Source organism: Candidatus Cloacimonadota bacterium (assembly GCA_011372345.1).
Lineage (GTDB): Bacteria > Cloacimonadota > Cloacimonadia > Cloacimonadales > TCS61 > DRTC01.
In genome coordinates this window covers 1-1730 of the sequence record DRTC01000665.1, presented here as the reverse complement: position 1 = coordinate 1730, position 1730 = coordinate 1, and the positions used below count along the sequence as shown (strand labels likewise).

General features: G+C 32.8%; 1 protein-coding gene. It reads left to right on the top strand.

What is annotated here, in order from left to right; all coding sequences use genetic code 11:
- Positions 1-141 precede the first annotated feature (141 nt).
- Positions 142-1713, top strand: coding sequence for a PAS domain S-box protein (locus ENL20_12755; protein ID HHE39420.1), 1572 nt, complete (start codon positions 142-144; stop codon positions 1711-1713).
- Positions 1714-1730 lie beyond the last annotated feature (17 nt).

The following is a 1730-nucleotide window of genomic DNA, read 5'->3' as shown; positions in this document are numbered from 1 at the left end:
GATCTGATGGAGACGGATAAAGGAGTTCAAGCAATAAACATCATCAGGTTAAATCCATGATAAAAGTCTCCTTATGAGTATGATCTAAAAAAGAAAAAATCAAATAACAATGGTCTAACTTGATATTAAATTTATAATTTAATGAAAAATTCTATAATACTTGATCAGTATACATTCAATTCTCTTCTAAATACTGTTGCTGATTCTACTCTCATTCTTGATATAGAGGGAAATATTCTCATTTGTAATGAAAAAGCATTACAGATAATCTGTAATAATGAATTTGATTTTGTTGGTAAAAGTATCTTTCATTATTTGAAAGGAGAACCTGCTTCTACTGTAAGAACAAAAAAAGAAATTGTTATTGATTCCGGAACTCCTGTAAGTTTTGAAGATAAAATAGATGATAAAATTTTTCAATTCAGTATTTATCCAATTTTTGATGATTCCAAACAAGTAAAGCAACTTGTTTTTATTGCAGCGGATATCACCAGAAGAAAAAAAATTGAACAATCTGAGTCTCGGAAAACCCAGCAATTAGAGCAAATTCTTGAAACTGCCCGTAATTTATCTTCAAGTCTTGAAATCAAAGAAGTTCTAACCAGGATCTGTCATGGAGCTAAGGATATTCTGAATACTCACGGGAGTGCGATCTATATTCTTGATAATGATGGAGAAACTTTGATTCCTGTGGTGGTTGTTGATCCGGTTTATGAGAAAGAAGTCATGGCAACCAATCTCAATGTTCATAGATCATTAACAGGTAAAGCAGTTTTAGAAAAAAAATGTATGATCTTCAATGATACCAGACCTGATTCCAAAGGATTTCAAATTCCCGGTACATCAGTTCTGGAAAGTGAAAGATTGATCGTAGCTCCTTTTATTCTCGATGAACAGGTTCTCGGAGTTATGACTCTTGACAGGATCGGACTTATTTTCACACATGAAGACCTTTCGCTTGCTGAAACTTTTGCATCTTTTGCTACAACAGCATTTAAAAATGCTCAAACATATAGTAAACTTCAGTATGAAGTTGAAGAAAGGAAAAAAGCGGAAAACGACCTTTCCTTACATCAGGAGCATCTGAAATTGATCAATAAAATTCTCAGACATGATCTGATGAACAATTTAGCTGTGATCAAAAGTGCTATCAGGATTTACAAGTCGATGAAAGATGTGGAAGTTCTCGATGAAGCTACCAAAAGTGTTTCAAAAAGCGTTGAATTGATAAAACGAATGCGGGAATTGGAGAACTTGATCTCATCTCACGATGGGATCAAACTTATCGAGATTCGTGATGTGATTGATAATGTTATCACGAATTATAATTATCTTGATTTCAATGTTCAGGGTAAATGTACTGCTTTAGTTGATAATGCTATTAGTTCTGTTTTTGATAATATCATCAGCAATGCAGCTATTCACGGGAAAACTGATAAAATAGATATAAAGATAAAATCAAAAGAAGATCAGTGTGAAGTCAGGATTGCGGATTATGGTTCCGGAATTCCTGATAGTATTAAAGAAAAAATATTTGATGAAAGGTTCAAATACGGGGAAACAGGCAATACCGGAATTGGTTTATATATTGTTAAAAGAGCGATTGAGCATTATGGAGGGAAAATATCTGTGGAAGACAATAAACCGAACGGCTCTGTTTTTATTTTAAAATTCAGGAATAAACATGATGTTAAAAAGAAACTTACAGGATAATGGAAACATATCTATGT